This is a genomic window from Gemella haemolysans, from assembly GCF_001553035.1.
Lineage (GTDB): Bacteria > Bacillota > Bacilli > Staphylococcales > Gemellaceae > Gemella > Gemella haemolysans_B.
Genome location: NZ_KQ959959.1, coordinates 20016 through 46570 on the forward strand (window position 1 = coordinate 20016; position 26555 = coordinate 46570).

19 protein-coding genes are annotated in these 26555 nt (G+C 31.4%); 16 read left to right on the forward strand and 3 right to left on the reverse strand.

Going from position 1 to position 26555, the window contains the following annotated elements; translation table 11 throughout:
• Positions 1 to 219 precede the first annotated feature (219 nt).
• The gene (gene hpf / locus HMPREF3186_RS04930; RefSeq protein ID WP_060914190.1) at positions 220 to 765 is read right to left on the reverse strand and encodes a ribosome hibernation-promoting factor, HPF/YfiA family; all 546 of its coding nucleotides are present in this window, start codon (positions 763 to 765) and stop codon (positions 220 to 222) included.
• Between the two features lie 293 nt (positions 766 to 1058).
• Here hpf and HMPREF3186_RS04935 point away from each other — a divergent pair, with 293 nt between their 5' ends.
• The 3 genes from HMPREF3186_RS04935 (at position 1059) to HMPREF3186_RS04945 (ending at position 4595) form a co-directional block, all read left to right on the forward strand.
• On the forward strand, positions 1059 to 2597 hold the full coding sequence (locus tag HMPREF3186_RS04935; protein ID WP_060914191.1) for an ATP-dependent helicase ComFA: 1539 nt from the start codon (positions 1059 to 1061) through the stop codon (positions 2595 to 2597).
• Positions 2598 to 2600: 3 nt separating this feature from the next.
• Positions 2601 to 3197 (forward strand): ComF family protein, encoded by a 597-nt coding sequence (locus tag HMPREF3186_RS04940; RefSeq protein ID WP_060914192.1) that lies wholly within the window; start codon positions 2601 to 2603, stop codon positions 3195 to 3197.
• Between the two features lie 207 nt (positions 3198 to 3404).
• Positions 3405 to 4595 carry an MFS transporter gene (locus HMPREF3186_RS04945; protein ID WP_231724163.1) on the forward strand — a complete coding sequence of 397 codons (1191 nt, stop codon included), beginning with the start codon at positions 3405 to 3407 and terminating at the stop codon, positions 4593 to 4595.
• Between the two features lie 213 nt (positions 4596 to 4808).
• On the opposite strand, the gene HMPREF3186_RS04950 is transcribed toward HMPREF3186_RS04945, so the two are convergent.
• Positions 4809 to 5573: a M15 family metallopeptidase gene (locus HMPREF3186_RS04950; protein WP_060914194.1), complete on the reverse strand. Its 765-nt coding sequence runs from the start codon at positions 5571 to 5573 to the stop codon at positions 4809 to 4811.
• Positions 5574 to 6156: 583 nt separating this feature from the next.
• On the opposite strand from HMPREF3186_RS04950, the gene HMPREF3186_RS04955 reads away from it, so the two are divergent.
• The 9 genes from HMPREF3186_RS04955 (at position 6157) to HMPREF3186_RS04995 (ending at position 16026) form a co-directional block, all read left to right on the forward strand.
• A complete protein-coding gene (locus tag HMPREF3186_RS04955; protein WP_060914195.1) occupies positions 6157 to 7152 on the forward strand; it encodes a DUF2232 domain-containing protein in 996 nt (331 codons plus the stop codon).
• A gap of 2 nt (positions 7153 to 7154) precedes the next feature.
• The gene (locus tag HMPREF3186_RS04960) at positions 7155 to 9101 is read left to right on the forward strand and encodes a DHH family phosphoesterase (RefSeq protein WP_060914196.1); all 1947 of its coding nucleotides are present in this window, start codon (positions 7155 to 7157) and stop codon (positions 9099 to 9101) included.
• A gap of 31 nt (positions 9102 to 9132) precedes the next feature.
• A complete protein-coding gene (gene rplI, locus HMPREF3186_RS04965) occupies positions 9133 to 9576 on the forward strand; it encodes a 50S ribosomal protein L9 (protein ID WP_003144223.1) in 444 nt (147 codons plus the stop codon).
• 22 nt (positions 9577 to 9598) lie between these two features.
• Positions 9599 to 10960, forward strand: a complete 1362-nt coding sequence (gene dnaB / locus HMPREF3186_RS04970; protein ID WP_060914197.1) for a replicative DNA helicase — start codon at positions 9599 to 9601, stop codon at positions 10958 to 10960.
• A gap of 11 nt (positions 10961 to 10971) precedes the next feature.
• On the forward strand, positions 10972 to 11172 hold the full coding sequence (locus HMPREF3186_RS04975; protein ID WP_060914198.1) for a hypothetical protein: 201 nt from the start codon (positions 10972 to 10974) through the stop codon (positions 11170 to 11172).
• A 153-nt stretch (positions 11173 to 11325) separates the two neighbouring features.
• Complete coding sequence (gene sppA, locus HMPREF3186_RS04980; RefSeq protein WP_060914199.1) at positions 11326 to 12303, forward strand: signal peptide peptidase SppA; 978 nt, start codon at positions 11326 to 11328, stop codon at positions 12301 to 12303.
• Between the two features lie 13 nt (positions 12304 to 12316).
• Positions 12317 to 12970, forward strand: a complete 654-nt coding sequence (locus HMPREF3186_RS04985; RefSeq protein WP_060914200.1) for an RDD family protein — start codon at positions 12317 to 12319, stop codon at positions 12968 to 12970.
• A 381-nt stretch (positions 12971 to 13351) separates the two neighbouring features.
• Entirely contained in the window at positions 13352 to 15805 is a 2454-nt protein-coding gene (locus HMPREF3186_RS04990) for a heavy metal translocating P-type ATPase (RefSeq protein ID WP_060914201.1), read from the forward strand.
• A gap of 26 nt (positions 15806 to 15831) precedes the next feature.
• Positions 15832 to 16026, forward strand: a complete 195-nt coding sequence (locus HMPREF3186_RS04995) for a heavy-metal-associated domain-containing protein (protein ID WP_060914202.1) — start codon at positions 15832 to 15834, stop codon at positions 16024 to 16026.
• Positions 16027 to 16145: 119 nt separating this feature from the next.
• Here the strand turns inward: HMPREF3186_RS04995 and HMPREF3186_RS05000 are convergent, their stop codons facing one another.
• Positions 16146 to 16982, reverse strand: a complete 837-nt coding sequence (locus tag HMPREF3186_RS05000) for a DegV family protein (RefSeq protein WP_060914203.1) — start codon at positions 16980 to 16982, stop codon at positions 16146 to 16148.
• A gap of 314 nt (positions 16983 to 17296) precedes the next feature.
• Here HMPREF3186_RS05000 and HMPREF3186_RS05005 point away from each other — a divergent pair, with 314 nt between their 5' ends.
• The 4 genes from HMPREF3186_RS05005 to HMPREF3186_RS05025 form a co-directional block, all read left to right on the forward strand.
• Positions 17297 to 17992: an HAD family hydrolase gene (locus HMPREF3186_RS05005; RefSeq protein WP_231724164.1), complete on the forward strand. Its 696-nt coding sequence runs from the start codon at positions 17297 to 17299 to the stop codon at positions 17990 to 17992.
• A complete protein-coding gene (locus HMPREF3186_RS05010) occupies positions 17982 to 18701 on the forward strand; it encodes an HAD family hydrolase (RefSeq protein WP_060914204.1) in 720 nt (239 codons plus the stop codon). Before HMPREF3186_RS05005 ends, HMPREF3186_RS05010 begins: the two co-directional genes overlap by 11 nt.
• 111 nt (positions 18702 to 18812) lie before the next feature.
• Positions 18813 to 19811 carry a D-2-hydroxyacid dehydrogenase gene (locus HMPREF3186_RS05015; protein WP_060914205.1) on the forward strand — a complete coding sequence of 333 codons (999 nt, stop codon included), beginning with the start codon at positions 18813 to 18815 and terminating at the stop codon, positions 19809 to 19811.
• Between the two features lie 1375 nt (positions 19812 to 21186).
• The coding region (locus HMPREF3186_RS05025; protein ID WP_156438968.1) for an Ig-like domain-containing protein at positions 21187 to 26555 on the forward strand (5369 nt) is incomplete at its 3' end.

Consider the following 26555-nt stretch of genomic DNA (forward strand, 5'->3'; position numbering starts at 1 on the left):
TAGATATCAATAAACCACTGCGTCTATGAATTTTCATGTAAACTATTTATAAAATCTAGTACTTTTCGGTCAGCTCCGTCCTTCACCACTATAAGAGTATGAAAAAATATAAGAGAAATTCTATACTTATTTTATTTCTTTATTTTAATTTTATTGTATTTGTAAAGAAAAATCAACCACCTACGGAAGATGGTTGATTGTGTTTAAACTCAATATTAATTATTTAGAAATTTCTAATACTCCGTATCCAGTGTCACGGCGTTTATATACTACAGAAATTTCATTTGTAGTGTTATCTAAGAATGCGAAGAAATCGTGTCCTAGAAGTTCCATTTGGAATACAGCTTCTTCTCTTGTCATTGCTTCAACTTTAAGTTGTTTAACTTTGCCAAGATCTAAAGTAGTTTCTTCAGCTTCTTCTAACTCGCTCGTAAGAATAATTTCTTCAGCAAATCCTTTTTCACGACCTTTTCTATTGATTTTAGTTTTGTGTTTTCTCATTTGACGTTCAAGTTTGTCAACAACTAAATCAACAGCAGCGTATAAATCTTCGTTTGTTTCTTCTGCGCGAAGTGTTACACCTTTAAGAGGTACAGTGATTTCGATTTTTTTCTTATTATTTTTGTATACTTTAGCATTAGCGTAAACGTTTGCTTCTAAACTGTCAGCAAAGTATTTTTCTAATTTAGAAACTTTACTTTCAACATACTCTCTGATTGCTTGAGTAATTTCTAAATTCTCTCCTCGTACTTGATATCTTAACATTTTAAAGCACTCCTTTCATAAAGCAGCTTAGCTACTTTATAGGGGGTTCCCCCTTTTTTTTATAGTTTTATTATACCACTTTTTGATAACGTTAGCAATATAGTTTGCATAAAAATGTCACTTTTATAAAATGTACATTTATTTTGCTTTATAAATATATTTTTGTTAAAATAAAATTAAATATAGATGTTATGTGGTTAACTAGGAATATTAGAAACTTAAAATGTTAACTAAATGAGGAAATTTACTGAAAATATTCTTGATAAAAATTTACAGATAAGGGGTAATAGAAAATGTTTTTCAAGGAATACTGTGAATTTATAGAGGCGATTTATATAGTTTATTATTCAAAAATGAGTAATAATGATAAAAATATAAATTATAGAAAAATTAAAAAGAGCTATGATAACTTTGGAGAAATCAATTCAGATTTTGATGAAATATATAATGAAATAATGACAGGGGCAGTCTATACTCTAAAAGAGAGTGATTTAACTTTTTTGAGGAGGTATAATGGACTGCTTTTATCTATATCCAAATTGCTAAAAATGAATATTAAGCTTCATTGTTTAGATAATTGTCAATATATAAGTAAACTGTACTCAGTAAATGAAGACAAAGGTAAGTTTCACTGTTTACAATGTGATAATAAAGATCAGCAACAATTTTTTACATTTGTTGATAAAAATCAGGAAGTTACATATTGTAGAAGATGTATAGATTTTGGGAGAAGTGATGATTATTTTATAAAGTTTCATATAAATATCCCGGTATCAAATTTAAAAGTACCTGAAAGACCTAGTGTTAAGTTAAGCGATGTTCAGGAAGAAGCAAGTAAGAGTTTAGTGGAGAATATAGACAGCGCAAAGAGTACTTTAATCTGGGCTGTTTGCGGGGCGGGTAAGACAGAAATAGTTTATGATGCTATATATCATGCAATCTTGGATAATAAAAACATATGCTTGGCAATTCCAAGAAGAGATGTAGTCAAAGAATTATCCGAAAGGTTTGCTCGTGATTTTAAAGGATATCCTATTAGTATTTTACATGGAGAAGAGAAAATTTTGGAAGAATCGAATTTTTATATTATGACGACGCACCAACTTGTTAAATATTATAATTACTTTGATATTGTTATTATTGATGAGGTGGATGCTTTTCCGTATTCTGGTGATGAATGTTTAGAAAACGGCGCTAGAACAAGTTTGAAAGATGATGGTGTTCTTGTATTTCTTTCAGCGACACCTTCTGAAATAGTTAAATCTAGTGTTTATGAAGTTATAAAAATCCCTATAAGGTATCACAGATATTTGTTACCTGTTCCGAAAATAAAAATTGAAAAGCCTGAAGTGTTTGATTTTTCGAGAAAGTCACAATTTCTAGAAAAATTCATCAAAGAAAAATTAGAGAAGGATAGACGGATTTTAATATTTGTTCCTGAAATAGGCATGTGTGAGACGGCTGTCTTATATTTTAAAAAATGTATTTCCGAGGAAATAATGATAGACTTCGTCTATAGTGGAGACGAAAATAGAAGTGAGAAAATCCAGAAATTTTATAATAGAGAACTAGATATTCTCATTACGACAACAATATTAGAGCGTGGAGTGACTTTTGATTATTTAGATGTAGTGGTTTTTGATGCGAAACATGTAAATTTTACAAAGGCTGCATTAATTCAAATTTCAGGTAGGGTAGGTAGAAAGGACTATGATAATTCAGGTGATGTTGTATTTTTAGCGGATAGTATAAGTAGGGATATGAAAGCCGCTATTAAAGAGATTGAGTATATGAATAATCTTGCAAGATATAGGAAGTTGAATAGGAGGTAAGATATGAAGTGTAGTTTTTGTAGTTTGGAAATAAAGAAAAAGTTGGGGTTTGATACATTATTTTCAAAAAAAGAGGATTTTTATCTTTGTGCTAGCTGTAGGGAACATGTTGATATAAATGTACTAGAAGTAGGAGACTATACTTTGTATTATTTTGCTGACTATGAATTTTTAAAAGATGAAATCTATTCTATAAAATATTTCGGAGATGTGGCTTGCGCAGTAAAATTTAAAAATCTTCTAGACAAGTTTTTTTCTTTAAATGATTTTAATTTAGTGACGATTGTTCCGGCAAATGAGATTAGGGAGATTATCCGAGGGTTTGATCATATTGAACAAGTTTGTAAGTTATGTGATGTTGACTATAAGAAAATTCTTAGTTGTGATTATAGAAAGAAACAGTCTAAACTTCATAAAGAAAGAAAGGAGAACAGGTATCATCTTTTATGCGATGAAATGACTTTAGGAAGTATTGAGTCTGTTTTGATAATAGATGATATATATACGAGTGGAAATACTTTGTTAGGATGTGCTAAAACTATAAAAGAAGCCTATCCAAATATAAAAATAAGTTTTCTAACGTTATCGAAAGTAATATAACAGATAATCTGAGTGTTTTTTTCTTAATAACATATGATTTTGTGGTATAATGTTTAAGTTGAATTTTAAACATAGTTATACTACTTTAAATTCGATATTTTATGAAAATTATATAGTTAGGAGATGGTTAAAACAAAAATTTTATTTTCACTTATAATGATCGCATTAATTCTAATTCTAGTAATCTTTTTATCTAAGAAATTCGAATTGAATAAGGATCAAATTATTATATTTTGGATATTAGTTTTATTCTGGTCTGCGATAAGTATTATACGTGCTTATAGAAAGTTATACGCAATTACACCGATAGAACAAGGTGGACTTTCTTTAACACCGGTACTCGCAGCTCAAATAGCAGCCGGATATGGACTTATGAGTTTAATAGTAAGGTTGCCGATGTTTTTGGCGAGCGATATTTTTAAAAGGCGTAAAATATTCGTTCAAATTTCTTTATTTTTATTAATAGTGACTTCATTTTTAGTAGCATTTAACGGTAGCTATATTACGTTATACTTATCTTCTTTATCATTAGGGATAAGTGCCACAATGCTTGCTTTGTTCAATGTTATTTTCTCAGAAACTTTTTCTAGAGATAAGGCAGCGGTATCGGTATCGATACTATCTGTTGCGCCGTTATTAGCTGAATTTATCGCAGCACCTATACAATATGTCTTTACTATGAATACATATAAACATTTTGACTATATGTGGATAGTAGCGGGTGTTATTGCGATAATTACGTTTATATTATCATTTATGATGAAAGATTATCGCCCTGTCGATAGTGATTTCTCATTTGATAAGGTGAAGGTAGTAATTAAACATAAGAGTTTTATCTATATTTGTTTAATAGCATTATTACTTTCATTTATTAAGTTTGCTACAAGTGGAGCCAACATGATTACTTACGGTAAAACAGAGCTGAATATGACGCCGCTAATGCTTGCGTATATGGATGCAGTCTTTGCAGTACCTCAGCTTATTGCAGGGGTTCTTGTGGGAGTGTACTTTACGAGAAAATGGGGTATTCAAAAAACTCTATTATTCTTACTAGGATGTTCATTAGCGTTCTATATTATAGCGTTATATGTTAATAACCCGTATGTTATTTATTTTAGTTATATCTTAAATGGATTAGGGTATGGTGGTGCTTATAATGCACTTATTTCCCTTGCTATGCAATATTTCGATAGAGAATATCGTAATGTAAGTATGGGAATCTATCAAGCATTCTTCGCATTAGGTATCTATTATGGAGATTATGTGTATGTTTGGATAGGTAAACATGTTAAAAATGGCTTACTTGGTTTCACACAAAGTAAATCTATTTTCCTTATTGTTATAGGGATAACTTTAATAAGTATGCTTATGGTTAAATTAAAAGTTAGAGATAATTAAAAAAGTTGATTCACAATTTTGTGAGTCAACTTTTTTTTGTATTCTGTTTTATTTTATTATCCGCCGATTAAATCCCCGCGAATATATCCAGTGTAGTTTCCATAGTCAACATAAGCCCAAGCTTCCCCGTCTGAGTTAGTTTCAAGAGATCTTATTGTAACAGCTGCCCCACCTTTTATTGATGCTATGATTGTACTAGTTACTTATAATAATTTAATTTGCATAGTTTCCACCTGGGACATTAAGGTACTCTTCTAGTGAAATATTTTTTTCGTAAATTGTTTTAGCTACATCCTCACCAACATAGCGAATATGCCAACTTTCTTCCATATAGCCAGTTTTATCTACAAACTCTGGTTTATATCTAACGATGAAGCCATATTTATGAGCATTTTTATCTAACCAAGCAGCAGATTTTTTACTACTTTCATTAGTTCCTTCGGCTACTAAAAGTTGCCCTTGATTATCAATAAGATCAAAAACTAATTCAGTTTGGTGTTCACTATATCCTGGTCGCGCTGAGAACCTGTCAGCTTCTTGTTTACGATGCGAAGCAACATAGTTGTTGTAAAGTCCAGCTTGTGTACCATAAGCTCTAAAACCAGAAACTTGATTAGAAACGTTTAATCCTAATGCTTGAGCATCAGCAATTAATTTATTAACTTTTTGTCGAGCTGTAGGGTTTTCTCCAGGATTATAGTTAGCTGGTAGTGGATGTTTCTTATTCGCCAGAATAATACCATTAATAATTGTTGGTTGAGTAACAGTCTCTGGAGTTTTTCCGTTAGTAGATGGAGGATTTTCGGTATTATCATCAGATTTTGTATTTTCTTTGGTAGAAGGTTTCTTATCATCCTTTTGAGTAGTTTGATTAGATGTTGTAGTTTTATCATCTTTAGTTAAATAATAATATCCACCTAATGCAAATATTAATACGACCAAAGTAACTGTAACAATAGTAATAATGTATTTTCTCATAATACTATCCCTTTCTATAAATTTAATAAATAGGAGTGACTCAAAAATTGTGATTTAGAAGAAATCAATTTTGTTGAGTTACCTCCGTAAAGTTTATTAGTTATCTAAAAGGTTAGTATAAAAAAATCTAGATATTATTAAAACTTTGCGTCTAAGGGTCCTCAAATAAATTTCTTGAAATTTAGAATTTTTGGCTCATCCCTTATTGTAATAAATACTAAGTTAGTTGTATTCTCTACTAAATATCATAAATTTTATAATGCTATTTGTTAATTATAAACAGTGTTTAATGAGAAAATTTATAAATAATATTAATTTTTAAAGTTTAGGCTAGTATTATATTTATTTCAAATGTACTTTGAGGGATAATAATTTAAATTATGGTAAGACATTTATTTTAACTGGAAGTCTAATTTTTTCTTTAATGAGGAGTTTTCTTTTGGAATTAACAACTAGATGGACAGATTATTTGTTATTTTATTTTTCTTTTAAAAAGTGTAAAAATTTGATATAATAATAAAGATATCTATATAGTTATAATTGCTATATGAGGGTATAATTAAAATAAAAAAGGAGTGTTAATTTGGATAATAATATTTCAAAACTTTTGAGTAAAGAAATTGAAGAATTAATGAAGAATAAGTTTTTCTTTAGAACTCCTAATAATATGAAAATACTAGCTTATGCAGTGAGTTATTTAATGTTAATATTATTAGGTATATTCCTAAATATTGAAGTTATAACGGCGTTCCTTTCTGTTTTTCCACTTACATATGTGTTAGGTGCGAGAGGATTGAATTATTATATTCCATTAATTATTTCAGGTGGAGTAATATTATCGTTATTTGCTTCTCATAATATGATATTTTGGTTTGGAATACATATGATTATTGCTTATATAGTGTATAGAACTATATACTCACGAGGTTCAAAATTATTATTGGTTGCTATTGTTAATACCATAATATTTTTAGGGATAGCTTTATACGTATTCTTGTCTATAAAGATGGGAACTATAACTATCGATAGAACACAAATATTAAATTTTATTAATTCTTATGTGAATTCGATGGTTGAAATGAATCAAGGTGTCGATAAAAATATGGTATTAGATAGTTTTTCAAATCTGCAAAAATCATTCCCTGTAACATTATTCATCATGTTACTTGCATATAGTTTAGTATTGGTGCATTATACATTATCGATGTTAGCTAGAGAATTTGTAATTATTCCAGTATTTCCAAAGTTTAGTCGTATAATGGTTAGTTCAAAAAGTGCTTATACATATATTGTAGTTACTATAATAACTTTCTTTGTTGAAATGGAAGCTGGAAGTAATACATATAGCTTTTGGAATATTCTATTCCAAAATATAACAGGAATATTATCGTTAGCATTTATTTTAAATGGATTGTTTACTGCATTCTTCTTTGTAGAGCAAAAATCAAAATCAACTATTGGTAAACCTATATTATTCCTGTTGATGTTGATTTTTAGTCCTATCTTTGAGTTACTTGGTTTCATTGACAGTGCATTTAAATTAAGAGAAGGATATATTATGATGAAAAGGAGAAGATAAGTATGAGTGATAAGAAAAAATTTGAATTGATTATTATTGCTATTTTTCTAATAGGTGCAATTTTAAGTGCTATATTTAATATTTATAGCTTGATAATTTACTTATTGATTGGTTTACTTATTTTCGCTTTTTATAATATACAAAGGGAAAAATCTGTTGAACATACGGAGAGGTATATTAGTAAATTAACAAATAGAATTAAGGATTCATCAGAAAAAGGTATTAATAAGTTCCCTATAGGAATAGTTGTAATTGATGAAAATAAAAATATAGAATGGGCAAATAACTTTATATCTAAAAATATTAAAGTGGCAGATATAAAAGGTATGAGTATTTTGGAACTTATGCCGGAGATAAAAGATTTGTTTGATTTAGAAACACCAGTGGATAATCAGTTTGAAATTTTTGGTAAGCATTATAAAGTCAATTACCAAAAAGATAGCGGTTATATATATTTCTTTGATATTACAGAAAGTAAAGTAGTGATGCAAAGATTTAGAGATACAAGACCTATTATTCTTAATTTGAGTCTTGATAATTATGAAGATGTATATGATTCACTGGAAGATGAAGTGGCGAGTAGATTAGATGCTACTATTGTCATTAATTTAACGGATTGGGCTAAGAAAAATAGTATTTATCTAAAAAGAATAGATGATGATAGATTTATTGGATTGTTAAATGTAAAAGACTTAAAAAAAATAGAAAAAGAAAAATTCCAAATTTTAGATACTATAAGAAATCTAAAAGAAGAATTTGATGCACCAATTACTTTAAGTATAGGTGTTGGGATGGGAACTGACTTCTTACCAGAACTTGGAGAACTAGCTAAAAGTTCGTTAGATTTAGCTTTAGGGCGTGGAGGAGATCAGGTAGCCATGAAAGATGTTGATGGTACGATTAGATTTTATGGTGGTAAAACTAATCCACAGGAAAAACGTACTAGAATTAAGGCACGTGTTGTTTCTAATGCGTTGGCCGATATAGTAAATGATAGTGATAAGGTAATAGTGATGGGGCATAAACGCCCTGATTTCGACGCGGTTGGTGGATGTGTAGGTATTTATACTTTTTCTAAATTTTTAGGTAAAGAGTGTTATATTATCTTGAATGAGAGTGATCGTGATGAAACTATTCACAAAGTAATGTTTGAAATTGATAGTCAAGATGAGCAGTTATCTAAGATATTCGTAGATAGCGATGAAGCATGGGAGCTTATGACTCCTCAAACAACCTTAATTGTAGTAGATACTTCTGATGCATCACGGGTAATTGATGCAGCTATTTTATCTAAGGCGAATAGAAAGGTTATAATAGATCATCATAGACGAGGTGAAGATATAATAACAAATCCACTGTTAACTTACATTGAGCCGTACGCATCGTCATCGTCTGAGTTAATTGCAGAGTTAATCGAATATCAGACTAGAATCGAAAAAATTTCTCCAATTGCAGCAACAGTAATGCTCGGAGGAATAGTAGTAGATACACAAAACTTCTCTGTAAGGACAGGATCTAGAACGTTCGATGCAGCAGCATATTTAAGAAGTAATGGAGCAGATCCGATAAAAGTTAAAACAATTCTTAAAGAACCATTTGAGAATTTTATGAATAGGGTAGAAATAATTAATAATTCTATTCAAAAATCCCCAGAAATTATTATGGCGAAAGCGCCTGAAGATAAATGTTATACGAATGTAATGCTTGCTCAAAGTGCCGATTTACTTCTAACTCTTAAAGGGATTGAATGTAGTTTTGCTATAGGATATCTTGAGGAAGGAAAAGTTGGTATTTCAGCGAGATCATTAGGTAATATTAATGTTCAACTTATCATGGAAGAACTTGGCGGTGGAGGCCATCTTGCTAATGCAGCAACTCAGATTGAGGGGATTAGTTTAGACGAAGCGTTAGATCGTCTAAATGATGCTATTGATAAAATAATATCATAAATATAAAAAATAGATAAAAGGAGAAATTGTAATGAAAGTTATATTTTTAGAAGATGTAAAAGGAAAAGGTAAAAAAGGAGATGTTAAGGAGATTGCTGATGGATATGCAAAATTCTTAATAACTAATAAAAAAGCTGTAGCGGCAACAAATGCTAATATGGCTACACTTAAAGGTCAACAAAAACGTGTTGAAAAAGATAAACAAGAAGAATTAGTTCAAGCTAACTTACTTGCGAAACAACTAGAAGGTCTTGAAGTAACTATTAAAGTTAAATCTGGAGAAGGTGGAAGATTATTCGGATCAGTATCTTCTAAACAAATTGTTGAAGAACTTAAGAAACAACATGACCTAAAAGTTGATAAAAAGAAAATTGATTTACCACACGGTATTCAATCTTTAGGTTATACAAATGTTAAAATTAAACTACACTCTCAAGTAGAAGGAACAATTAAAGTTCATGTGGTGGAACAATAGTAAATAAGTTGAAGGTGATAATATGAAATATCATATAGATTCTGTCGTTATGGCGGAACAATCGTTATTAGGTGCTTTAATGCAAGAGCCTGAAAAATTAGTAGAAGTGAAGGCAACGGTTGATGCTGAAGACTTCTATGATGAACGAAATAAAGATATTTACAGTGCTATTTTACGTTTAGATGAAATGGAAATAATACCTGACACCACTACAATTTTTGAAGAAATAAATAATAGTGGGGCATTCAGAAATGTGGATGCCTCATTATATATAGTGGATTTATATGATATTACTCCAAGTTCTCGTAATATAATGCATTATGCGAATTTAGTAAAGAGATATTCTATTTACAGAGAAATTCGTGCTGCATTATTAAGTAGTACTGAAGAGATGAATCAAGGAAATGCTGATATTGATTCTTTAACGGCAACTTTATTCGATCAAGTTGAACGTGCAATGGAGCGTGCAAAGACATCTCAGTTTAAAAATATGAAAGATGTTACTGAGGAAGTTTTTAAAGAGATTCTAGCTCGTATGGCAGGAGAAGGTGAGAATGTAGCTGTTCCTACTGGTTACGGCGCTCTAGATAAGCTTGTAGGTTTTGGTAAAGGGGATTTAATTATCCTTGCAGCGCGTCCTGCAATGGGTAAAACAGCATTTGCGCTAAATATTGCGCTAAATATTGCTGGAAAAAATCCTCGTTCTGAAGATGAGAAAAGAACAGTGGCATTATTCTCGTTAGAGATGGGTGCGGATCAGCTTGTTTCTAGGATGATTTGTAGTGAGGGAATGATAGATTCCGAAAAAATTAAACGAGGAAATCTTGATAATGATGATCTTATGAAACTAGAAACAGCAGTACATTTCTTAAATCAGAAAAATGTCTTTATTGAGGATAGTGCTTTTATTAAAGTAAATGAAGTAAAAGCGAAGTGTAAGTTATTAAAAGCTGAACATGGCTTAGATCTAGTGGTTATTGATTATCTGCAACTTCTGCAAGGAAGTAAGAGAACAGATAATAGACAACAAGAGGTATCTGAAATATCTCGTAGTTTAAAACAGATGGCGAGGGAACTGGAATGTCCAGTCATCGCCCTATCTCAGTTATCACGTAGTGTTGAATCTAGGCAAGATAAACGCCCTATGATGAGTGACCTTAGGGAATCTGGAAGTATTGAGCAAGATGCCGATATAGTTTCATTCTTATATCGTGGTGACTACTATAGAAGTGAAGATGCTGATGAAAATGAAGTTCAAGAAACAAGTGATGTCTCTACTATTGAGGTAATTATTGCTAAAAATAGGCACGGACAAACAGGAACGGCTGAACTTGCATTTATGAAACGATTTAATAAGTTTGTATCTAAAACTTATGCTGAATAGGAGAGAAAGTTATGAAAAATAGAAATAGCAATCAAGGGGATGAAGTCGAAAAGATGGAGGATTCTATTTTTGTTGATTACAGTGTATGTAAGAGTGAATTAATGCCAACTGGTTACTATGATACAAATGGTTTCTTTGTTATAGCTGGATATTGTGATAAACATGGAAAATTTGTAGAGGATGATAAATCGCCAGTTAATTTAAAAAATTAATTATTATATCTCTAGAAAAACAAAGTATTTGTTTATAAGATAGGGAAAATAGTTAAAGGTGAGTAAATTAAAAGCTAGGTACAGATAGCTGAAGTATTGTTTGTTGCTGGCTTTTTACAAAAATATTATAATAAAGTTTTGGAGGAAAAAATTATGAATTTTAAGAATAAAAGATTGATATCAACTGTGATTGTAGTGGTTCTAGTGGTGTTTTCGTTAATTAAAGGGACTATCACATCAAGTAACAACAATAAAAAAGATGATGCAGAATTAAATGGATACTTAACAGAGTTCTTACAAGAACAAAGTGTTACTAAATTAACTTTGAAAAAAGGTGATAGTAGTGAAGTAATTCAAAAGATTTCAATTGAAGGTGAAATTAATGCAGAGATGACGAATACTTATTCAAGAGGTTCTATATTGAATCAAATTAAAGAAGCTAAGAATAATCCTAATGTTAAAGCTATACTATTATCTGTAAATTCACCAGGTGGTGGTGTTTATGAGACTGCAGAATTGTACAATGCTCTTAAGAATAGTGGAAAAGACGTTTATGTTTCGATGAAGAAAACAGCTGCTTCTGGAGGGTATTATGTATCGACTCCTGCTAAGAAAATTTTTGTAAATACTGAAACTACTACTGGTTCTCTAGGAGTTATTATGAGTTATGTATCTGCTCAAAAATTCTTAAATGATCATGGAATTAAACAAGAAACTATCCGTTCTGGAGAGCAAAAAGCAGTAGGTGGCTTAACAGAGGACTTACCAGAATCAACTAGAAAAATATTACAAGAACAAAACAAAGAAGCGTATGAAAGATTTGTAAAAGCTATAGCTGAAGGTAGACACCTAAGTGAAGATGAAGTTAAGAAACTTGCTGATGGTAGAACATATACTGGTACTCAAGCAGTAGCGAACAAACTTGCTGATAAAGTTGGTACTGAAGATGAACTTATTGATTTAATAAAAGAAGAAAAAGGATTATCTAACCCAACTGTAATCGAATTAAGAGCTGATAAAACTGCAGAAAGTTTAATTTCTAGATTTGTAAAAACAACAACAAAAAGTTTCATCTCTGAATTAAATAGTGAAGTAAATTCGAACAAAGTTGAACGTAGCTACTTAGGATAGGGAGGGGATTTAAATGAATAATGATTTAAATAATAATAGACCTTCAAACGAGCCGCTTCTTAACGGGGGTACTACGGTAGCATCGGATGAACCTACACGAAATGAAGAACTTGTTAAAGAGTATAAAGATACTAAAGAAGCACAAGAAAAAGTAGAAAAAGATTTTTCATTGCCAACTTCATTAGAAGATTATTTAATGCTTTCTAAAAATTTCTATGCAGGTTTTTGGACTAGATTTGTTGCATATATAATTGATATGATAGTTATTTATGCTATATCTAGTTTATTAAATACTTTTAGTTTTGGACTTTTGAATAAGCAATTAGATTTTCCTATCTTAGGAGAAGAATCTCTGAGTTATGTTATTGTTATGTTTACTTACTTTATAGCGATGACTTACTTCTTCTCTCAAACCTTAGGTAAGATGATTATGAAGATAAAAGTAGAGACTAATAAAGGAGAAAAGTTAAGTTTCGCAGATGTAGTTTATCGTGAACTAGTAGGTAGATTATTAACGATATTCTTAGTATACCTGCCGTATTTAGCAGTAGCTTTCACAAATAAGAAAAAAGGACTTCATGACTTTATTGCTGATACTGTAGTAGTAAAAGAAGATTTTTCAAAATTACGTCGTCAGATGAATGGAAAGTTAGATAGTAAAAATTAATATTGTAAGAAGCTGTAGGTTTTAATAAATCTACAGCTTTAAATTTTAAATTAAATCCTAGAAAATCAGCTGGGATTGACAAAAAGGTCCTAAAATTTGATAAAGTTCATATGAGAACTCATAGACGCAGTGGTTTATTGATATCTAAATTCGCTTTATAAAAGCTTTTTAGATATCTAATAAACTGTGCGGGGATGACTCGACAAAATCGATTTCTACGAAATCACGATTTTTGAGTCACTCCCTATATCATAATGATAGCTGTTATTGATTATTTAAAATATTGTTGACAATAATTTTAGATGGTAGTATACTTAATTTGTAACAAGGACTACAAATGTAGACGAATAAAAATATTTAAAAGATAGGTGTGATTAATATATGGTAAAAAATGAAACATATTTAATTGAAGGGATGAGCTGTGCTTCTTGTGCAGCGCATATTGAAGAGAGTTTAAAACAAGTTGATAATTTATCAGATGTCAATGTAAACTTTGCAACAAGTAAACTTACTCTTTCTAGAGGAGAAGGAATAGATAGAACTGAAGTAGAAAAGATTGTAGAAAAATCGGGGTATAAGCTTACTTATGTTTCTAGTATTGAAGAGAGAACATTTATATTAGAAGGAATGAGCTGTGCAACGTGCGCGAAAAATATAGAAGATACGATTTCATCTTTAGATGGAACAGAAAAAGCCATTGTAAATTTCGCTACTGAGAAGATGGTAGTAAAATTCGATAAAGAAAAATTAAGTGTAGCTGAGATTGAGAAAAAAGTAGAAGAAGCGGGCTATAAAGCAAGATTAGAAATAGATGATTTGGTTGATGATCAAGCTGAAAAAAAACAACAAGAAATTGATGGTATTTGGAAAAGATTTATTTATTCAGCTATATTTACAGTGCCTGTGTTGTATATAGCGATGGCTGAGATGGTAGGATTACCTATGTTGGAAAGTTTAAGTCCAATGGGAAATCCAAAGTTATTTTCAACTGTACAGTTTATTCTGGTGTTACCTGTTTTGTATTTTGGTAGAAAATTCTTCAGTGTAGGAATTAGAGCTCTCCTTAGAAGAAAACCTAATATGGATTCTTTAGTAGCGTTAGGAGCAGGGGCAGCATTCTTATATAGTGTTTATTCAACGATATTGGTATATTTAGGTGATGAACATGCAGCTATGAATTTGTACTACGAATCTGCAACGGTAATCTTAACATTGATTACACTAGGTAAATACTTTGAAGGAGTATCTAAAAGTCGTACTACAAATGCTATTAGTAAGTTGGTCGGATTGGTACCAAAAACAGCTAATTTAATAAAAGATGGTGAAGAACATGTAGTAGCCGTAGATGAAATATCTACAGGTGATATACTACTTGTTCGTCCTGGTGAAAAAGTACCTCTTGATGGAGTCGTGATTGAAGGTCGTTCGACTGTAGATGAATCGATGTTAACAGGGGAAAGTATCCCAGTAGAAAAAGAAATAAATAGTAAAGTTGTCGGAGCTAGTATTAATAAAACAGGTGTTTTTAAAATGAAAGTTACTAAAGTGGGTAAAGACACAACTTTATCACAGATTATTAAACTTGTTGAAGATGCTCAGAATTCTAAAGCTCCGATCGCAAAACTTGCAGATAAAATTTCAGGAGTATTTGTTCCTATTGTTATTGTTTTAGCACTAATAGCTGGAATTTTATGGTACTTTGTTGGAGATGTATCTTGGAGTTTTTCTCTAAAAATTATTATCGCAGTGCTTGTTATTGCTTGTCCTTGTGCCTTAGGTTTAGCTACACCTACAGCTATAATGGTTGGTACAGGTAAGGGTGCAGAACATGGTATTTTAATAAAAAGTTCAGAAGCTTTGCAGTTAGCTAAAGAGGTCAATACTATAGTATTTGATAAAACTGGAACATTGACAGAAGGTAAAATTTCAGTAACTGATATAGTAACATTTAATAATTTATCTGAAGAAGTTCTCTTGCAACTTGCAGCGAGTGTAGAATATCTTTCAGAACATCCATTAGGTTTAGCGATAGTAGATGAAGCTAAAAATAGAAATTTAGAGTTGTTAGAAGTTAAAGATTTTAGTTCATTAACAGGATTAGGTATTTCATCAATGGTTGATGGAAAGTCAGTACTTATCGGTAATGAAAAACTAATGTTGGAAAATAATATTGTTACAAAAGATTCAGTTGAAAAAGCAGAGAAATATGCTTCAGAAGGGAAAACACCATTATTCATAGCTGTAGACTCTGAACTAGCTGGAATTATAGCTGTTGCCGATCAAATAAAAGCAAGTAGTTTAGAAACTGTTGAAAAATTACATAGCTTAGGGTTAGAGGTAGTTATGTTGACTGGTGACAATAAAAAAACTGCGCAAGTAATTGCAGAACAATTATCGATAGACAAAGTAGTGAGTGAAGTTCTACCAGAAGATAAAGCGAATGAAATCAAAAAACTTCAAGCACAAGGTAAAAAGGTAGCAATGGTCGGTGATGGTATTAATGATGCACCAGCACTAGTACAAGCAGAAGTCGGAATAGCAGTAGGAACAGGAACGGATGTAGCAATCGATGCGGCAGATATAGTATTAATGAAACCTGACTTAAATTCTGTTGTTAATGCTATAGTTTTAAGTAAAAAAACTATAACAAATATTAAAGAAAATCTATTCTGGGCATTTTTCTACAATGTTATAGGTATTCCTTTTGCGATGGGAGTATTCTACATATTCGGTGGACCATTGTTAAATCCAATGCTAGCAGGTGCTGCAATGAGTTTTAGTTCTATATCTGTAGTTCTAAATGCTTTAAGATTAAAAAGAGTAAAATTAAATTAATAAAAAGAAAGAAAGAAGGAATAATCATGAAAAATGAATATAGTATCGAAGGTGTAAAATGTGGTGGTTGTGTCGCCGCTGTTAAAGAAAGATTATCAAAATTAGATAATGTTGATAACATTGAAATCAATATCCAAGAAAAAACTATCGAAGTTGAAGGAACTGCTTCAAAAGAAGATCTTCAAGCTGCGTTAGTAGAAACAAATTTTAAAATAGTTTAATAAAAAATGAGAATGATTCAACAAATTTGATTTTTCTTACATCATGATTTGGAGTCGTGTCTAATAAATAAGCACCTTAGGATTAGTTTTTAATCTAATTCTAAGGTGTTTTTGTTTTTTTATTTGTCGTAACCTAAATATCCTATTGCGATAGCTTTAGGTCCTGCATGAGATCCAATTACAGGAGAAACGATTTCTGTTTCAACTTTGATATCGCCAAAAGTTTTCTTGATAGATGCCATTGCTTTTTCTAATAATTCATCTGTTGTATAAAGAACAAATAAACTTTTTGGATTTTTTTCTTTTATTTCTTCACACATTTTTGAAAGAACTTTATTCATTCCCCTATGTTTACCACTTACTGCAAGGAGACCATCTTTAATAGTGATAATAGGAAGAATATTTAGTAGGTTTGATAGAACGAACTGAGCTTTAGTAAGTCTACCTCCGGCATATAAATATTGCATAGTTTCGACTGTTACAAGAACATTGTGTTGTTGTGAAAGTTCTAAGTATCTATTTTCGATATTTTCAAATGTTAGACTTCCTGCCTCGAATTCTTTAATAATTTTTTCGATAGCTATTCCTACCATTCTTGCTATTTGAAGAGTATCGATTATCTTGATTTCTACACCATCTATAAGTTCTTTAGCTTGAACGAAAGAAGAATATGTTCCAGACAGTTTAGAAGAAACGCTAAAGGCAACGATACGCTCTACTCCTTGTTGTTTTAAATCTTCATAAACGCTTAAAATTTTACCTACTGCCGGTTGGCTTGTGCTAGGTTTTTGTCCGTTATGTATTCTTTCGTAAAATTCATCGGGAGTTATAGTTACGTTATTCTCGAAAATCTCATCATCAAGACGAACCTCTACCGGGATAACTGTAATTGGATTGTTATTTGCAAAATTTTTATTAATTTGTAATGCTGAATCGCACACAAAAGCTGTTTTCATAAATTTTAACCTCTTTGATTTTGTTTTAAATGATTGTAGTTTAATCATGTCTCTATATAATATACTAAAAATAAAATTTTTTCAAATAAAAAGTGAAATAAAAAGTAAACTATTTATGTGGTATTTTAATTTTAATGTGCTTAATATATTGGTTTTAAAAGTAATATTGTGTTTTGAATATTTATTAATATGGATATCGAATATCTACAATTATATTTTTATTATCTTGGGCTGATAATACTAGTTAAGAAACATTTTCCTATGAAATACTAAGTATGATATAATAATTTAAAGGTTATAAAGTAAAAATTTAGATGAAAAATATAAAAGAAAAAGCGAAGGTTATAAACATGAGTATAAAAGCAGTGTTATTTGATATGGATGGATTAATGGTAGATACCGAAAGTTTGGCAACAAAAGCATTTATTCATAGTGCGAAAAAGCAAGGTTATGAAATGACTAAAGAAGAGACTCTCTTGGTATTAGGTTTTACTACAAAGAGTATTTATGAATTTTGGGAAAATTATTTTAAGGATTCTGATGTTAGTGGAAAGCAATTAGTTGATGATCATTATGAATATATAGAGGATATATTGTTTACGACAGGTCCTAAGAAAATGCCATTTATAGAGGAATTGTTAATATATCTAAAAGATAATAATTATAAAGTAGCGGTAGCTTCATCTTCTAATATGAATCATATAATAAACAATATGGAAAAAACAGGTCTTGTAAAATATATAGATGAGCTTGCTAGTGGAGCAGAAGTGAAAAATGGTAAACCAGCACCAGATGTATTTTTATTAGCTGCAGAGCGTTTAGGTGTAAAACCTGAAGAATGTTTAGTTCTTGAAGATTCTAAGGCTGGTGTAATTGCAGGAAGTACAGCAGGTGCTAAAGTTATTATGGTTCCAGACATGTTTGAACCGGATGAAGTTTGCAAAGAAAAAGCTTATAAAATAGTTGAGAATTTAGGAGAGGTTATTAAAATATTAGAAAATGGTGAGTAAAGAAAAAAGATTGATTGGTCTTGTTTTTGATGTAGATGATACGTTATATGAACAGATAGTTCCATTTGAAAATGCATATAAGAGTCTATTCGATATGGATATTGATATGGAACAATTTTATCTTTTGAGTCGACATTATAGTGATGTGAAATTTGAAGCTTCTCGAAATGGTGAGATGACTATGGATGAATATCATATTTATAGAATTCAAGAAGCGGCGAAAGATCTAGGTGTTATCCTAACTGATGAACAAGCTCTTGATATGCAGAAAGAATATAAAAAGAATCAAAAAAAATTACAAATGTCTAATATAACTAAAAGTATTTTAGAACTAGGGAAAGAGAGTAATGTAAAGCTTGGAATAATTACCAATGGACCAAGTGCACATCAATGGTCTAAGATAAAAGCATTAGGTGTTGAAAGATGGATTGATAAAGAGAATATCATTGTCTCAGGTGATTACAGTATAAATAAACCAGATGTTAGAATATTTGAAATTATGCAAGAAAAATTACAACTGCCTATTGATTCTCTATATTACATAGGAGATTTATTGGAAAATGATATAGTTGGAGCTAATAATGCAGGCTGGAAAGCCATTTGGATAAATCGTTATAAGAAAAAATTACCGGAGAATGTAGATATATACAAAATAGCGGAAAATAATGGTAAATTGTTTGAAATTATCAAGAAAATTTTTGAAAAGTGAAATAAAATAGTTTTAGTAAATTAATTTTTATGGTAAAATTAGTTATATTAATTTTATTAAAAGTTTATTAGAATATAGTTGAACTAGTAATTTATCTAAGGAGGAAAAGATATGAAATTAGTATTTTTTAATTTAAGAGAAGATGAAAAAAGTGCATTAGAAAGTTGGAGAAATGCTCACCCTGAGGTTGAAATTGATGTTTATACAGAAGAACTTACATCAGCCAACAAACATTTATTAGAAGGTAAAGAAGGTGTAGTTCTAGCTCAAAACAAACCTTTTGAACGTGATGTATATGAATATGCTAAAGAACAAGGAATTAAAGTTTTTGCGACTCGCTCTGCTGGTTTTGATATTTATGATTTAGAATTAATGTCTGAGCTCGGAATTAAAATGACGAATGTACCTTCGTATTCGCCAAATGCTATTGCTGAGCATGTTCTAACTTCTGCATTGCGTATTAGTAGAAATACAAATAAAATTCAACGTAATATAGAAAAACATAATTTCTCTTGGAATCCAGGGATATTATCACGTGAACTTAGAACTTTAACGGTAGGTGTTATAGGGACTGGAAGAATTGGAACACAAGCAGCTAGATTATTCAATGCTTTAGGATCTAAAGTATTAGGTTATGATGTTTATCAAAATGAAGCGGCAAAAGAAGTATTAGATTATGTTGAAAATCTAGATGATTTAATAGCGAATTCTGATATTATTACTATTCATATGCCAGCTATTAAAGAATATAATCATATGGTAAATGATGAATTTCTTGCTAAGATGAAAGATAATTCAATCTTGCTAAATGCTGCTCGCGGTATGCTAGTTGATACTAAAGCTGTATTACGCGCTTTAGACAGTGGTAAACTTCTTGGTGCAGGGCTAGATGTTTATGAAAATGAAGGTAAGTATGTTCCTAAAAACTTTGAAGGGAAAGAGTTTGATGATAAACTATTACAAACTCTAATAGATCGTGATGATGTAATTTATACACCTCACACAGCATTTTACACAGAAACAGCAATCCAAAACCTTGTAGAAGGTGGATTAGAAGCGGCTGTAGAAGTAGTTACAACAGGAACATCTGCGAATGTTGTAAATAGATAAAATATAATAAAATTAGTTTTGTAAGATATATTTTTTATTATGTATGAAAGGTTCGCGAATAAAAAAGTACATAGGATAAAATAATCTGCAATTTTAGTAGAAAAAATTTAAATTAGGGTAGCGTGGTAGCTGTAATGGCTACTACGCTATCATTTTATATTTTAATAGTTTTAGTTGGTAGAGGAGGTAAAGTCTCTGGAGTAGAAGAATTGCTCAATAAGTGGGAGTAAGATAATACCGATATCAAATTAGACATAAATTTCTCAGTAAAAATTCTAGGAGTGGTTGACTCAAAAGACCCAAATTTAAAAGCGTATATTATAACTTATAGACGCAGAGGTTTATTGATATATGAATAAACTTTGCGAGGGTGACTCGACAAAATCCTGTTTTTCCGAAATCGAGATTTTGTCGAGTCATTCCCTTTTTATTTTTAAATAAGAGATTTAATAGATATGAAGAAAAGATATTTTAATCGAGAGTTTAAATAAAATATCTTTTTTCTAATGTAGCACTGTCACTTTTTCTGCATTAGGAAAGATAATGTCAGATGATAAGTGCAAGCTAAATTATTAGTGTTCATAAAATGTTAATCCTTTTTGTTGTGAGTAGTAAAGTTTAAAGAATAGTGGAGATGTTTAGAATGGTAGCTTCCCTCAATATACATAGATAAAATTAAACATAAGTTGCTTATATATTAAGTACATTATTAATTTAAACCACATTAGGTTCCGAAGGATTAAGTTTTATTTTAAATCGTTATATAACGGTTTTTGTTTTGTCTTGATAAAAGGTTTAGAATTAGTCATAGTGGAGAGGGTTAATTTTTTAATTGGTCTATATGCTCTACTAATACTAACTTTAATATTGTGATTAAGACTTAAAAAAATAGTAATTGTATACGAATCAAGTGACTCATCATAGTTTTTACGTAGTTGTGTTTGAGGTTTAGCGTTTTGATATAGACTAACAATAGACTTTTTCGAGATTTTTATTATAGACATCTTTTTCACTTAAAGTTTTTTTGTCTGAGTTTATTTTAGTCTAATTCTAGTGTTTTGTTAACATAAAATAGATAAATAAGTTTACATAAAAATATTTAATAACACATAAAAATAATTTTTTTATAGGTATTATTTTTAATAATTATTGCGTTTTAAAACGCTTTCTTTCGAGGGTTAGAATCTTGGAAAACTTAAAATTTCGTTGAAAATATTGACAAATATGGTATTTATAAGTAAAATAAATAAGTGTAATTTAAAAATGTGGTATATATAAATTATTAACCCACACTACATTTATTAATAATTTATATATATTTATATTTTTTGGTTTTAGCAATTATATTTATTATTGATTTTATAAGGAGAAGATTATGTATAGTAAAAACAACAAAAAAATGCTCGTTCAAAAAGAACGAGAGCGAATAAATTACTATGGAATCAAAAAATTTAAAATTGGAGCAGCATCAGTATTGATAGGTGCGGCATTTGCATTCTTAGGTGGTTTTGTTCAAGCAAGCGATACAACAAATGTAGTAAGTCAATCAGGAGTTGTACAGGTTAATAAATCAGAAGAAACAACTTCTAATAAAAACTTGTCAGAAAAAGAGGGTGTAGTTGAAGAGAAAATGGCTGCTTCAACTAAAAAAAATGTAAAGGCATCTGAAGTAAAAGTAGATAAGGTGAAACTGGAAAAAGTTATTGCTTTATTAGAAGAAACTTTGAAAAAAGCTGAAGCGTCAGAAGAAACAACAGTAATTCTTGAAAAATCTAAAGAGAAATTAGATAAGGCTAAATTATTAGAAAAAAATGCTGAAGCTACACAAGAAGAAGTAGATAAATTAGCAGAAGATTTGAAAGAAACTTTAGAAAAATTAGAAAAAAAATTACTTGAAGTAAAAGAGAAAATACAAAAAAACTTAAAACAAAATGATAACGAAGTAAAATCTAATAATGAAAAGTTAGATAAAGTAGAATCAGATTTAGCTAAAAAAGAAGAATCTACAGTAGAAACAGCTGACTTAGATGAAAAATTAGAAACTACAGAAGATAAAACGCCATTAGCTAAAAAATCAGCACAAGTGGAAGCTAAGCCAGTAATAGATAAAAAAACTACAAAAGTAGAAATGGAAACTATTGCGGAAAAAATAGCTAAAGGTATAGAAGCTAAGCACAGTACAGATGAAAAGTCAGAATTTCCGAAACAAGAAGTAGTAATTCCTGTAAGAAGGGGCAAAGAAGAAGGGGAACAGCTAGATATTACACAACCGAAAGTAGAAAAACTTCCAGAAGGAAATAAACAAAGTAGTGCTAGTTTAAATAAAAATGAAAGAGGATACTCTGGATTTAGAATAGCTCATTATGCAGCTCGATCTATTGATCGTTCTGTAGATGGAAGCTTATCTCAAGGTGAGATTACAGGGGTAGGTGTAAGACAATTCAGAAGTTTAACATATAGTATCGATGGAGATAAAACGGTTTGGAGAGCTACTGTAGAACCAGCCCATCGCCAACATCAAGCTGCAGGTATAGTAGCAGCTTCAAGTGACAATATCGAGAGCATCTCAGTTGTCCACCGAGGAGGAAATGCTGGGAGTGTAATTGAATCTGGATATGTTAATAAATCTAGACGTGCGGATCTTCCGTCAAATATGCAAAACTCAAAAATATTTACTGAATTTTATCAAACTGGTAGTGGAGTGCCGGATACATTAGTATATGAGATTGTAACTAGAGGTAAAAACCATAATCTATTTTTACGATTTGGTACGGCTATTGTTAGAGTAACTCTAGAAGACAGAGTTTTAAATGGTGTTAATCATACTTTAATTGATGATAGAACTTCAGACTTCCCGGCAGTGGGAATAAAAGTTAATGCAGCGGAGTCACCTAAGGTTGATCATCCATATACTCAAACCAACGATACTGTACGTATGCAGACTGTACCGTCAACAGACAATCAATTATCAGGAACTGGGAAACCAGGAGCAACTATCTCTGTTAAGAGAAATGGAAATACTTTTAAAACAACAACAGTTAATTCAAGCGGGCATTGGGTTGTGACATTAGATGCTGGTTTAAATAGTAATTTATCAGATACTGGTGATCAACTTGTACCGAAAGATAAAATAACAGTAACTCAAACTGTTGGAGGGAATGAAAGTGAACCTACTAACGTAGATGTTTCATTGGGACGCTCATGGCTTGCTTATTCACCAGGACATACCAATGAATTGGTTTCAAATCAACGTGATCTTAAATTATATGTACCACATGATGCAGGGATGGCTTATTTAAGATACACGGATACAAATAATCAAGAACATGAAATTGGGATTAGACGTACTGCGATTAACCAAGCTTGGCAAGTTCTTCCTGAAAAACGCAATTTAGCTACTGTTACTTCAGTTGATAATACAAGTAATAAGTTTTATTCTATTATTAATCTTAAATTGAATAGTGATATGAAAGTTGGCTCTCAAACATCTGTTGTTTCAAATATGAAAGAAGGCGGGTATGGAAGTCTTGAGGGATGGAAACCTGTCAATGTAGTAGAGGCTCCATTAACATCTGGAGCTCATATCGAGAGTGACTTAACAGGTAAAGCAAGTATACCTGCGGAAGTAAGAGTAAAAGCACCAGTAGGTTCTACTGTTAAACTTTATGATAATAATGATGTACTAATAGGTGAAGCAGTAGCGGGAAATGATGGATATGCAACGGTACATCCTAGAAATAGTTTACCTGAAGGGAAAATTAGAGCGACTTCAACTCCATCTGGAGGGAAAGAATCAGCGAAAAGTGCCCCTGTGAATGTTACGAGAACAGTACCAAGCGTAGGACCAAGCGATCACAAAAAACCAGATAAATCAACGAACACTCAAATCTTAATTAACAAAACGAATATAGTAGCTTATCGTGGTGATGCTATTGACGTTACGATTACAGCAGCATCTAACGCTATTGAGAAGTTCTGGATAGCAAATGATCCGTATTCATTTAAAGGAATTGTGCATACAGGACAATTTAGAACATCAGCAGGTGATGATAAAACAAAGGTTATGACAGCTTACACTAGGGGAACGATAGCTATGGATCAACCTCTAGGAACCAACGGTTTTCTTTATGCTGTTACAGGGAAAGCAAGAGCGGGACGAGTTAGTAGAGAAAATCCATCAGAAACTAAAACTGTACAGTTGGATATTACCGTCCTTGAAGTAGCGAAGAAATATGATATTTCTATTGATAAAAAAATTACAGTAGAAAATCCAAATGCTGTAAGTACTCCAGAAAAAGAGAAAATCATTGCGGCGATTAAAGAGAAAAACAATAGAACATATACAGATGCAGCATACAGAGCGTTATTAGATCAGGCTACTTATTCAGTAGATGAAAAAGGGAATGTTACTATTACTTATCCTGATAAGTCAGTGGACAAAGTAGCTTCATCATATACTATTCAAAAACGTCCGGTAATAGAAACATCACTAGTTGATAAGGCGGATACTCAAACACCTATAACTGTATCAGCAGATCCAGGTTCTAAAGTAAAACTTTATGATCACTCAGGGCATGAATTGGGAGAAGGTACGGCAGATGGAAATGGTCGAGTTACTATTAATCCTACAAGACCGATTCCAAATGGAAATGTAACAGCAAAAGCAACTGATAATCGTGATAATACAACAGATGCAAGTGTTGCAAAACAAGCTACAGTACCCGCTCCACAAAACTTAGTTATTCAGCAACCTAATCATGGTTCAACAAGCGTAACTATTACTCCTCAAGGTAGAGCAGATATTATCTCTGCAGTTATTCAAGGGAAAAAAGTTAAAATTGAAAAAGAAGGTTCTGGTCGTTATAAGACGTTAGAAAATGCTGCGAATGTACGAATTTCACCAAATTCAAATGGAAGTGTAACATTTGAATTGCCATCAGGTACAAGATTTGAAACACTAGATAGAATTCAAGCTACTGCAGAAAATAAAGATATTACGGTAGCTTCAGGAATAAGATCATCAGGTGAAGCTAATCAATATGTACTACATAATAGAGGAGAAAAAGTACCTGTAAAAGATATTAATCGTTTAACTCCAGCAGACAAAGAAAGGGTTAAAACAGCGTATGAAAAGGCAAATCCAGGTATTAATAAATCAGAAGTTACTGTAGGTAGTAATGGAGATATTGACTATGATCATCAAGGAAGAGGTTCTATTCAAAAAGGTAATGCAAAATTAACTGGTAATGTTGTTCTAGATAATGTAGCTCCAGGTAAGCCAACGATTCCAACTAACTTGACTGATAAAGCTGGAACTAGAACTCAAATCGAAGTAGATACAGAACCAGGTGCTTCAGTTGTTGTTTATGACCACGGAGATCAAGAACTAGGTCACGGTGTTGCTAACGCAAGAGGTAAAGCGTTTATCGATCCGACTAAGGAAATTCCGAAAGGTAATGTTACAGCTAAAGCAACAGATGAAGCAGGAAATATATCACAACCAAGTGATGCTAAAGTTGCTACTTTCCAAGATTTCATACCAAAAGTTCCTTCTAAGACACCAGTTACAAAAGTAACTTCTTTAACACCGGATGAGGTTAATCAGGTTAAGAAAAAAGTTTCAGATGCTAATCCTGGTAAAGAAGTACAGGTATCAACTAATGGTACTGCCACTGTAACTGATCCTAAATCAAGAATATCACATCAAATATCAGGAGATAAATTAGTTGAATCAAATGATAAGATTAAACCAACAGTTGAAATTCCTTATGATAATCCAGCTAGACAAGAAATTTATGTTTATTCTGGAGAGAATAATGATATTACATTAAAAGCTTGGGATAATTCTGGCAAGATTTCTAAATTGCATCTAGCGTTTGCTGCTGATAATAGACAGGGGCTAGGTACAGAAGATTCATACTTGAACGGGAAAACTCGATCAGCACTTTACTTGAGCGCTACTAAAATTCACACTGATACACCAGCAAGCCAAAATTCTCCAGCTATTCTTAAGGTAACTGGTGAGATTCCTAAGGGTGAATTTAACGAACAAAGTGGGCAAATTTCACGATATTTATTTGCAGAAGATCCAAGTGGAAATACCAACTATGAGCATGTAGGTCATGCTAATGATGTAGGAGCTCCTGGACGCATTCGATTTGTATGGAAGCCTCAAACATTTAAATATGATGCGCAGGCCCCAAGCACACCGTTATTACTAGACAATGCAGATGCGACTCAAATTGAGAATGCTGTAAAACAAGCTAATCCAACCTTTAGTGATAAAATTAAGTCTGTAACAGTTAATGGCAATAATGTGATTGTGACCTATAAAGACGATAGTACAGATAGATTAGATGCTTCTAAAGTCTTCAAAGTGCGTGATTCTAAACCAACACCACCAACGGCAACTGCACCAAAAGACGGAACTGTAACAGTGACACCAACAGGGGATGCAGATAAAGTTACGGTTAATTACACTGATGAGAAAGAACAAAATAAAACTGTAACCGTAGTTAAGGCTAAAAATGGAACATGGAGTTCATCAGATAAGCCAGCAGGTGTAACTGTTGATTCAAGAACAGGAACGTTGTTAATTCCAGCTGAGGGGGTTAAAGATAGAAGTCAGGTAACAGCTACAGCTACAAAAGGTGATAGTCATCCATCAGAACCAACTACTGTAACGGCACAACCAAAAGACTTCACATCAGTCAACCAAGACTTCACACCAGTGAAACCAGACGA

Excerpts from the sequence above, each read along its gene's own strand:
- hpf (WP_060914190.1), bottom strand. The coding sequence starts at position 765 with ATGTTAAGATATCAAGTACGAGGAGAGAATTTAGAAATTACTCAAGCA.
- HMPREF3186_RS04935 (WP_060914191.1), top strand. The coding sequence starts at position 1,059 with ATGTTTTTCAAGGAATACTGTGAATTTATAGAGGCGATTTATATAGTT.
- HMPREF3186_RS04940 (WP_060914192.1), top strand. The coding sequence starts at position 2,601 with ATGAAGTGTAGTTTTTGTAGTTTGGAAATAAAGAAAAAGTTGGGGTTT.
- HMPREF3186_RS04950 (WP_060914194.1), bottom strand. The coding sequence starts at position 5,573 with ATGAGAAAATACATTATTACTATTGTTACAGTTACTTTGGTCGTATTA.
- HMPREF3186_RS04960 (WP_060914196.1), top strand. The coding sequence starts at position 7,155 with ATGAGTGATAAGAAAAAATTTGAATTGATTATTATTGCTATTTTTCTA.
- rplI (WP_003144223.1), top strand. The coding sequence starts at position 9,133 with ATGAAAGTTATATTTTTAGAAGATGTAAAAGGAAAAGGTAAAAAAGGA.
- dnaB (WP_060914197.1), top strand. The coding sequence starts at position 9,599 with ATGAAATATCATATAGATTCTGTCGTTATGGCGGAACAATCGTTATTA.
- HMPREF3186_RS04975 (WP_060914198.1), top strand. The coding sequence starts at position 10,972 with ATGAAAAATAGAAATAGCAATCAAGGGGATGAAGTCGAAAAGATGGAG.
- sppA (WP_060914199.1), top strand. The coding sequence starts at position 11,326 with ATGAATTTTAAGAATAAAAGATTGATATCAACTGTGATTGTAGTGGTT.
- HMPREF3186_RS04985 (WP_060914200.1), top strand. The coding sequence starts at position 12,317 with ATGAATAATGATTTAAATAATAATAGACCTTCAAACGAGCCGCTTCTT.
- HMPREF3186_RS04990 (WP_060914201.1), top strand. The coding sequence starts at position 13,352 with ATGGTAAAAAATGAAACATATTTAATTGAAGGGATGAGCTGTGCTTCT.
- HMPREF3186_RS04995 (WP_060914202.1), top strand. The coding sequence starts at position 15,832 with ATGAAAAATGAATATAGTATCGAAGGTGTAAAATGTGGTGGTTGTGTC.
- HMPREF3186_RS05000 (WP_060914203.1), bottom strand. The coding sequence starts at position 16,982 with ATGAAAACAGCTTTTGTGTGCGATTCAGCATTACAAATTAATAAAAAT.
- HMPREF3186_RS05005 (WP_231724164.1), top strand. The coding sequence starts at position 17,297 with ATGAAAAATATAAAAGAAAAAGCGAAGGTTATAAACATGAGTATAAAA.
- HMPREF3186_RS05010 (WP_060914204.1), top strand. The coding sequence starts at position 17,982 with ATGGTGAGTAAAGAAAAAAGATTGATTGGTCTTGTTTTTGATGTAGAT.
- HMPREF3186_RS05015 (WP_060914205.1), top strand. The coding sequence starts at position 18,813 with ATGAAATTAGTATTTTTTAATTTAAGAGAAGATGAAAAAAGTGCATTA.